Here is a 533-nt window from a genome sequence, read left to right on the forward strand (position 1 = left end):
CGCGTAGTGTTCCCGCAGCAATTGCACTTTTTCAACCGTAAACCCGGCCGCCGGCGCCAATTTCAAAATGTCTTCCTGCGCCGGCAGCTGCCCGCCGGGGAAAATCTCCTTGTAGATGAATCGCGCGAATCGGATGTCGCTCATCGTCAGCGTGATGCCGCGCGCGGGCATTTCTTGCCATTGATACGTCAAAATTGTGTGCAGCAACATCCGGCCGTCGTCGGGAAGGATGCCGTAGGCGCGCTCGAAAAATGCGGGCCAACGTTCGGCCTTGAACGCCTCGAAGGCGCCGATGGTGACAATCCGATCGACTTTGTCGTCGAACTCCTCCCAGCCCTGCAGCCGGACCTCGACGTTGCGCTCGGTCGGAATAGCCGCCAGCCTCGCCTTGCTGTACTCGAACTGGTTGCGGCTGAGCGTGATTCCGATGACGTTGACGTCGAACTTCTCGATCGCCCGTTGCAGTGCTCCGCCCCAGCCGCAGCCGATGTCGAGCAACGTCATCCCGGGCTCGAGGTTCAGCTTGCCCAGCG

General features: G+C 60.8%; 1 protein-coding gene. It reads right to left on the minus strand.

Going from position 1 to position 533, the window contains the following annotated elements; genetic code table 11:
• A partial coding sequence (locus A9X04_RS17520; RefSeq protein WP_156764398.1) for a class I SAM-dependent methyltransferase occupies positions 1–533 on the minus strand: 533 nt, incomplete at both ends.

Source organism: Mycobacterium sp. E3247 (assembly GCF_001667785.1).
Lineage (GTDB): Bacteria > Actinomycetota > Actinomycetes > Mycobacteriales > Mycobacteriaceae > Mycobacterium.